An 8,561-nucleotide genomic window follows, 5' to 3' on the forward strand; every position below is an offset into this window, starting at 1 on the left:
CTCCAAAAAATAAAATCTCCAAAACGTTCGTTCGTAGATCAACGGAGTAGCGCGATCAATGTAGGGGCGCAAGCATTGCGCCCCTACACATACCTTACTTTCAGTTGCGCGTTTGGAGGATTTATATTTTGCAATCCCCTAAATGGTTTACTCGTCTGGTTGTGGCGGGGATCATTTATACCCAGTTAAAGGAACTGAATCTCAAATATCCTACGCTTAGTAAAGAGCAACATCAAGAGCTTTTGAATGCGAAGACAATTCTGGAGAGCCAGAAACAAGGATGAGAATTGGTTGATTTTAGCGATCGCCAATGGTTTACTCGCCTTGTAGTAGCTGGCATCATTTACACCCAGTTTATTCTATTCCCTTCTTCCCCTTCTTTCCCTAGCCCCTAGCCCCTAACCGCTGAAAGCGGTTGCTATACTATCGATGAAATACGCTAAGTTAGCTAAACTGTGGGACTCATTACATTCCAGTTTCTGGTTTGTGCCAACCCTGATGGTGTTGCTGGCGATCGCCCTTTCCTTTATTACCATCGGGATTGACCAGAGCCAAGAAGCCACTCTCATCGAAAACATAGGCTGGGCTTATTCTCTAGGGCCTAGTGGTTCACGGGCCATTCTTTCTGCGATCGCGGGTTCAATGGTGACTGTTGCTACCACTGCCTTTTCTATTACAATCGTGGCACTTCAGCTTGCATCTTCCCAGTTTGGGCCGCGCTTGCTGCGGACCTTTATGCAAGACACGGGCAACCAAATTGTACTGGGAACTTTCATTTCCACGTTTGTGTATAGCTTGATGGTGCTGCGAACGATCAATGGGGTAGAAAAAGATGAGTTTGTCCCTCACCTAGCAGTGACCATCGGCCTTGGCTTGGCGATCGCCAGTGTTGGTGTATTGATTTACTTTATTCATCATTCAGCCTCATCAATTCAGGTCGATCAGATCATAAAACAAGTGGGGTATGATCTTGATGGTGCGATCGATCGGCTCTTTCCTGAAAGAATTGGACGGAATACATCAAAGCATCGAGAGGAGGAGAGCCTAGCCGCTATTCCAGCCGACTTCGATCGAGTTGCCTGTCCTATTAAGACTATCGCCAGTGGCTACATTCAAAGGATTAATGACAAGCAACTGATGCAGATTGCGACAGAGAATAATCTGTTATTGCGGATTCAGCAGCGTCCTGGTCGCTTTGTGGTAAAAGGAAGTGAACTTGTACGGGTCTTTCCTGAAGAGAAGGTAAACAAAAAGCTTGCAGTACAGATCAACGAGGCCTTTATTCTCGGTTCACAGCGCACAGAGCAGCAAGATGTGGAGTTTCCCATCGACCAACTGGTTGAGATTGCAGTACGCGCCCTTTCTCCAGGAATTAACGATCCGTTTACTGCCATCCGCTGCATCGATCAACTGAGCGCGGCTCTTTGTCATTTAGCCCAAAGAGAAATTCCTTCTCCCTACCGCTACGACGACCACAATCAGCTTCGGATCATCGCTGAACCGATCTCGTTTGCGGATGCGACGGATGCGGCTTTCAACCAGATTCGGCAGTATGGAAAGTCGAGTGTTGCGGTGACGATGCGGTTGTTAGAGGCGATCGCGGCGATCGCGCCCTTTACTCACCGAATACCAGACCGAAATACTCTACAGCGTCATGCCGATATGATTGAACGCGGTGGCCAGGAAGGAATTGCGGAGAAGTTGGACTACAAAAATGTGAAAGAGCGGTATCTGGCTGCGGTGAAAGCGATCGGTCAAGTTTAATCAAAAAGAAGAAGGCGATCGCACTTAACCGACAAGAGCAGCGATCGCATTAATGAACATCCCAAAAATCAGATAATTACAAATTCATCATGTTTAAAAGTAAAAAGGCGCGTTGAGTAACGCACCCTACAAGATCAGCGATCGCACTGTGCCTGAGACAACGCGATCGCCAATTAGCCTAAGGTAATATGAGGATCGCCATTATTCCTGTAGGATCAATCTCAACTAAGAGCGATCGCACTATTTTTTGATTATGTAAAATGTTTGATTCTCTTTTATTTTAGGCTCAACGCTAATACCAATATTTGTTTTTTCTGTAATTGAAAGTTCTTGATAATCCTTTTTATGTAATTGGATTGTCAAAATAGGCTTTTTATAAAATCTATTTTTTTGCGTTTCAATTATTAGCATATCTCCGACTTTTATTGTATAATTGTTAATCTCAAATGCTAATATTTTACTATTATATATTTTAATTACTTTTTCTATTTTTTGAAAAGTATGTATTGATTCTTGCTTGATAAGTTGTTCAAATAATGCTTGAAAAATAGCTTGACAATATTTTTCTAAAAATTGAATATAAGGTTCTAATTCAGATATGCTTTTGATATCCTCTACCTTTTCTGAACCGTGAGCAATTTGGTTTCGTCTTTCAACTAAATCATTGATTTTATTGTACAAAATATCTTTTTCTATTGTGGAAATTCTTTCTCGTGTTAAACCGATCTCATTATTAAGTTCTTCATTCTTCAGTAATTCATCGTTTAAATCTAAACTTAACTTATTGATTATTTCTACAATTTTATTATGTTTTAAATTACCTGAGAAAAGAACAAACGCTTCTGTGTTAATTTGATAGTTGCTAGGATTAACAATACATTCATTTAACTTATTTGATACCTTCTCTTGTGTAAGATGCTGATATTTAGCCCTTTCGCTGGTTGTAATAGTATTTATCAATTTTAAAGACAGTTCAGAATGATTAGTTCTAATCTTTTCATCCAGTTGATTATATTCAGGTACTACTTTAGAGAGGGAATCAAGATATTCTTTAATCCAGATTTCTACATATTTTTCTAGCAGTCCATAAAGTGAAATAATAGAAGCTTTATATTCAAATATTCGTTTATCTATTCTAAAACCCCTATCATGCTCTTTTAGTCTATTAAGTAATTCCTTGATTTGTCCATTATCAGTGTCTATAATGGCATAAGCTGTTAAATCATTTACATATTGAATGTGTTTTAAATATTCTTTAATTTGATTTAATGCTCTTTTGAAGTTTTCCAATGATTGTATATTCATAATTTATATCAATAATTAAATATAGTTTTTTAGGAAATTTTGAAAATACTCAATGCGTGCTTCTACATCCTTTTTGTTATTGTATCTACCATCAAAAAGCAATCTATTATTTTCTTCGTTGATAGATAGCAATTCTTTATTTGAATATAGATCCCTTTTAATATCAGCTTTATTTCTGAGTAGACTTTCCTTATGGGCAATGTTATTTGCAAATACCTGCATCATTGGATCATAAATAGTTTTTAATGGTGTTTTGCTATCACGCCGTTCTTTTGGAGGTATGAAAGCTGAATCTCCTAATATAGAATAAATCAACTGAATAGTTTCTTGGAAAATATTTTCAAGTTTTTCAATCGTTTCATCTGAATAGTTATTTGCTTGTTTTAAATATTCATCTAAAAATTTATCCACTGGAGATTTTAAATTCTCTATATGACGATAAGCAAAGAATCGCAAAACTAATTCTACATCTTCCATTTTGCGATAAGATTCACTTTCAAGTAACTTTTCTTCCCCTTCACTTTCTAAGGGTAACTTCCACATTTTACGGAAAGGGTCATTTTTAGAAAGTTTTATACATATTCGGTTAAACTTGCCATTGTGTAAGGCATTTCTTGTTTCTTGTGCAGTTAGCTTCTCTCCTCCACTATTCAATCTTTCAAAAACTATCTGTTTGAGATATTCAGCTTCTTCTTTACTTTTAGCTGTTTCTTGCAATAAAATAATAGAAGACAAATATCGTCTATCTATACCTTTTTGAATTTGCTCAGGTAAATTTTGATAATTTCGCCCGTTAAGTTCCTGCCAATACTCTAATCCTTCTAGCTCAAATTTTCCTTTATAAAAATCATCTATAGCTGTCAGTCTTTGTTGTCCATCCATTACTTCATAAATAGAATAGTCTATTTCATACAAAAAAATAGGTGGAATAGGTACATTCATTATGAATGATTCTATTAAACGAGATTTTCGAGTATTGTCCCATCTTTTACGACGTTGGTATTCAGGATTTCGGATATATTTTTCACTGTCAAGCATAGCTTCTATACTATTAAGTGGATAACGAGCTTGTTCTGTTACAATTCTTATCTCTCCCTTTTTATATTTTTCGTTAATTTCATCGTCTGATAGACGGACCTGAGGAGTATCTAAGCTATTTCCAGAAATAAATGTTTCACCTAAAATTAAATGACTATTTGTGATCATATTTATTCTTCCTTGTTAATTATGAGATCAATGAGTGCGCGACAACTAGCGGCTTGGGTTAAGTGCGATTATTATGGGTTGCTATGCCCACTTTTTTTGATGAAGCGAGATCACCGCTCTTTTGGGTCGGCTTAATAAAATTACTCCAAATAACAGTTTAGTGCGATCGCCGATCTTGTAGGTTGGGTTAAGGAACGCAACCCAACTAGGGGAAATGATAACCCCATTGTGGGTTACTGCGTGCCGACTCAAGTTCGATGGCCGATCTTTTAGGGGCATCATAACTATGTTTTTGGCTAATTGTCAAGTCACTACGATCGCTTTCTCTGGTGAAGCACAATATCCTCAATTATCTATCTGCTAAAGGGTTTGTGGTATGCGATCGCTATTATTGTGAGTCTTGATTTTTGGGGCGATCGCCGTAACCGGCAGAGGCAGCAGAGTTGTCCCCCAGGAAAAGGCGGCTAAACCAAATACGGCAAAGGCGGGTTGTGCACTGGGTTCAAACCCTGGAAGCGGGATGAGTAAGAGGGTGGCATAAATTGCCACGGCGATTAAGTAGCCGATCCAGCGATGTTGAAAGAGTTGCGATCGTTGCAAGAAGGCGCTGATGCGCTTGGAGATAAACCCAAAATACTGTTTTAGGCCCATGTTTGGTGTTAAAAGGGGTGAAGCGCGGTGTTGATGGAAGTCGGTAGAGGCCCTCTGGGATCACCGAGGACTCTTGCAGGAGGCTGGACGAGAAATAATGGGTAATTTCCGACACATTCAGGCCATTATAGGCGATCGCATTCCCGGTTCTAAACATTTTCCCGGGGCGACTCCTGCCTTGATCGGTGTCAGTGGATTTTTAGGATTGATTTAGATTTGTCTCAATCCAGTTATGAGATAATCACAGAATGGAAAGGAGGTCCGTACTATCTTCAATCAAGGGAACCCCGGACTCCTGAGCAGAGGCTGCGCCCAGGCCATCCCAGCTTACCAAAACCCATTACCCAGGTGCTGTTTATGGTTCGTTTGAGCGATCGCGCGTTTGATATCCTCCGTGCCCAAATCGAAAAATCCAGTGGGACCGATCCTGCCAGCAAAATCCAGCAGAGTATGGCGTTGAAGCGCTTAGAAAAACTTTGCCTCCAATCGGGAGATCCCGTGACTGCGGCAGAAATACGAGAAACTCTGAGTGATATTTATCCCCAGTTCGATGAAGAAACCTTAAAAGCGGCAGAGAAGGCGAATCGTCCCCCGGGACCTTTGAACGCCCTGAAATGGATCCCAGGAATGATGGTAGGGGCGGCAGGAGTCGCCGCTGTGATTTGGGTGCTCAATCTTCCTTATCCGATGATTCGCCGTCCGGTTTCTAAGACGATTCCGGTGGTGTTGTTGCCGAGTTTTATCAGTATGGACCATAACTATCGCCAAGCGATTTCTCTGGTGGAACAGGCGGATCAACTGGTGAATAATGCCACGAGTCGGGCGGATTTTGAGTTGGGAACGTCCAAGGTTAAGCTGGCGCAAAAATCCCTCGATCGCCTGCCGGTGTGGTTTTTGGGCTATTATCCAGAACGGTACTGCACCCTGTTTGGTTGTAGTTGGCGCTTTACGGTGGATGAGTTTGAGTCGGCACGGAAGGCGATCGGGCGGATGGAAGCGACTCTGTTTCAGCAACAAAATGCTCAGACTCAGCTTTGGGAAGTGGAAACGGCGCTGAATACGGCGAAACAGGAGTATCAGCAGGCAACGAACCTGACTCAGAAACAGCAGGCGATCGCGGCATGGCAGTCGGCAATTGATCAGTTAGTGGAAATTCCTCCGGGAACCTTGGCGAGTCAGATGGCGCAACCGAAGTTGACAGCAGCAATGCGGGATTTTGAGCAGGTGGTGGGTTCGGCAGAGGGGAGTTTGAAAACGGCGACGACAATCGATGCCGCGAAGGCATTTGCCATGCAAGCGGCAGTCGCCTCCCAAAATCCCCCCCATTCTGCGGCGCAGTGGGAGCAAATTAAGCGGTTGTGGGATATGGCGATCGCCCGGTTGGAACAGGTGACACCCGATGCACCGGACTATTTGGAGGTTCAGAAAAAACTGGCGGAATATGAGGTGAATCGCGGGATTGTGGCGACGCGCTTACAGGCGGAAAAGGAGTCCGTGCAAACTCTTAACCGGGCAAAAGAGGCGATCGCCGCTTGGCAGCAGTTGGCAAGAGTCGATCAGGATAGTCTCGACTGGGGGAGACTTTCGGGAGACTTACGGAAAATTATCACCCAATTGGAGCAAGTACAAGCCGGAACCACTGTCTCGGCAGAAGCTCAGGAGTTGCTGAAATTTGCCCGAGACAAAGATAAACAATTACAGCCGTTTTAAAATTGAGGGGCGAGGAGCGCTTCACCCCTAGCAAAGAACAAGGTGCGTTAGACAAACGTCTAACGCACCTTGTTCTTTAAACTTGTTCTTTAAAGAAGGGCAATCATTATCGGGATAATGATACCCCGCTTGTTCTATTGAGCAGCATCCGGATCTGGGTTTACTAATGGATCAACGACTTGTACGTCCTCTAGTATCACCTCTTGGACCCCAAGAATTTCCTGGGCAAAAACGGGGATCGAATTATATTCCTCTTGGTTAGGAACCGTTCCGGTGATGGTAACCACCCCATCTTCAGCAAATACGGACAACTTACCCCGGGGGATATTCGCTTCTAGCTTGCTGCGAACTTCACTAGCGAGGTCACTGTCTGCGCGGTCTAGGGGGTCACCCGCGATGTCGTTTCGTTGTTCCCGCGCCCGAATATCGCTATCGAGTTGAGCGCGGCGAGTATCGCTGCGGGCATCTTCGTAGGTCTCTTCTACTTGAGCCGGTTCATCTACGTTTCCCTCGGGGGTGATAGGAGCATCAGCGCTGGTACGTTCTAAGTCTTGACAAGCACCGGCACCAAATAGAACTGCGAGTCCGAGTAAGAAAGGAGTAATCTTTTTCATGGTTATTTTCCTGAATTTTTTTACGTTTAGGGTAGATATGTGATTCAGTTTTGAGGGGTTAAAAAACCTGCTTCTGAGCTATGTTTAGCACATCTGAATCGCCCCAATTGAAAGTGTCTGTTTAAAATTCTCTGTGAGAATACAAGAGATCGACTGCTGGAACCCTGTAAACTGAGTTCAATCAAGGCCAAGGGTTCCAGCCTCATTCTTTGCTTAGAAAAAAGCTAAAGTTTAGCGGCGGATATCTTGTTCCTTGGTATGGTCAACGACCTTAACAACATTATCCTCATAGACGACATCGCCATCGGTACGAACCACATCCCGTTCGCGTTCAACCACGGGGGTGCGATTTTCAACCACGGTTTCTTGACGACGAACGACATCGGTTTGATGATGCACATCATGGGTGTTGCGAGCGTCATACACGCCCCATTCTTCGATGCCACCCCGGTTTAAAATCGTCTCGGCACGGGCGATATCTGCTTCGGTCCCGTCTACAATCACTAAGTAATCACCACGGGCGACGCGCTCTTTATACACTTTAGCGCGTTCTTCAGGAATACCCAGGCCAACTAAAGCACCGATTAGGCCACCTGCTGCTGCACCGACCGCTGCACCCCCTACGGTGGTTGCCAAGGCGGTTGCGGTTGCACCGGCTAACATGATAGGACCAATGCCGGGAATGGCAAGTGCACCCAAACCCACGAGTAAACCCGTAATGGTTCCGATCGCCCCACCAGTTGCTGCACCAACGGCTGCACCTTCATCGGCCTTATTGCCTCGGTCTTCACCGTGGAGGTCATCCGAGACGGGACGATTTTCCTGCTTGGCAATTACAGACACGCGGTCCATTGGGAAGCCACTATCTTTGAGTTCCCGTAATGCCCCTTCAGCTTGCGTCCGAGTAGGGAATGTACCAACGGCTCGTTTTTGGTATGTTATAGCCATGTTTCCTCCAGCTTAAAAAATTTGTTTGGAAAAACTACATATCTTTCCGTCTTACATATCAATTACATCACGTTTGCCCGGGAGATTCATCCATCGAAAGGGTGAATTTATGAACTAAATAGGCGATCGCGCTTTTGGAGGTCGAGTCATATTCCAGACCCGAACGCTACTCAGGAATTGGGCGATCAGCCGTTGCCTTTTTCCACTCATTTTGGCTATTTTTCCTCTACCCCTATTGAGAGATGAACGGGCGATCGGTCGGTAGTAGTAACAACAACCGGCGGGGGTTTGAACCCCATAGCGACAACCGGCGGGGGTTCAAACCCTAGCCCTGTCAAGGTGTGTAGATTGTAGGGGCGTATT

At 43.6% G+C, this 8,561-nt stretch carries 7 protein-coding genes; 2 read left to right on the forward strand and 5 right to left on the reverse strand.

All coding sequences use genetic code 11. The annotated features are described in order from the left end of the window. The first annotated feature begins 429 nt into the window (after window positions 1-429). Window positions 430-1,764 carry a DUF2254 domain-containing protein gene (locus NG833_RS27340; RefSeq protein ID WP_254568428.1) on the forward strand — a complete coding sequence of 445 codons (1,335 nt, stop codon included), beginning with the start codon at window positions 430-432 and terminating at the stop codon, window positions 1,762-1,764. A gap of 240 nt (window positions 1,765-2,004) precedes the next feature. Here the strand turns inward: NG833_RS27340 and NG833_RS27345 are convergent, their stop codons facing one another. From NG833_RS27345 to NG833_RS27355, 3 genes are all read right to left on the reverse strand, one after another. Then, window positions 2,005-3,069, reverse strand: a complete 1,065-nt coding sequence (locus NG833_RS27345; RefSeq protein ID WP_254568429.1) for an MAE_28990/MAE_18760 family HEPN-like nuclease — start codon at window positions 3,067-3,069, stop codon at window positions 2,005-2,007. 15 nt (window positions 3,070-3,084) lie between these two features. Next, window positions 3,085-4,275, reverse strand: coding sequence for a DUF262 domain-containing protein (locus tag NG833_RS27350; RefSeq protein ID WP_254568430.1), 1,191 nt, complete (start codon window positions 4,273-4,275; stop codon window positions 3,085-3,087). A gap of 360 nt (window positions 4,276-4,635) precedes the next feature. Beyond that, on the reverse strand, window positions 4,636-4,926 hold the full coding sequence (locus tag NG833_RS27355) for an anion permease (protein ID WP_254568431.1): 291 nt from the start codon (window positions 4,924-4,926) through the stop codon (window positions 4,636-4,638). 357 nt (window positions 4,927-5,283) lie between these two features. On the opposite strand from NG833_RS27355, the gene NG833_RS27360 reads away from it, so the two are divergent. Next, window positions 5,284-6,636, forward strand: a complete 1,353-nt coding sequence (locus tag NG833_RS27360; protein ID WP_254568434.1) for a hypothetical protein — start codon at window positions 5,284-5,286, stop codon at window positions 6,634-6,636. A gap of 134 nt (window positions 6,637-6,770) precedes the next feature. Here the strand turns inward: NG833_RS27360 and NG833_RS27365 are convergent, their stop codons facing one another. Then, complete coding sequence (locus tag NG833_RS27365) at window positions 6,771-7,250, reverse strand: BON domain-containing protein (RefSeq protein WP_254568432.1); 480 nt, start codon at window positions 7,248-7,250, stop codon at window positions 6,771-6,773. 231 nt (window positions 7,251-7,481) lie between these two features. Then, complete coding sequence (locus tag NG833_RS27370) at window positions 7,482-8,198, reverse strand: general stress protein (protein ID WP_254568433.1); 717 nt, start codon at window positions 8,196-8,198, stop codon at window positions 7,482-7,484. Window positions 8,199-8,561: the final 363 nt, after the last annotated feature.

It is taken from the genome of Oscillatoria sp. HE19RPO (genome assembly GCF_024220515.1).
Lineage (GTDB): Bacteria > Cyanobacteriota > Cyanobacteriia > Cyanobacteriales > Laspinemataceae > Laspinema.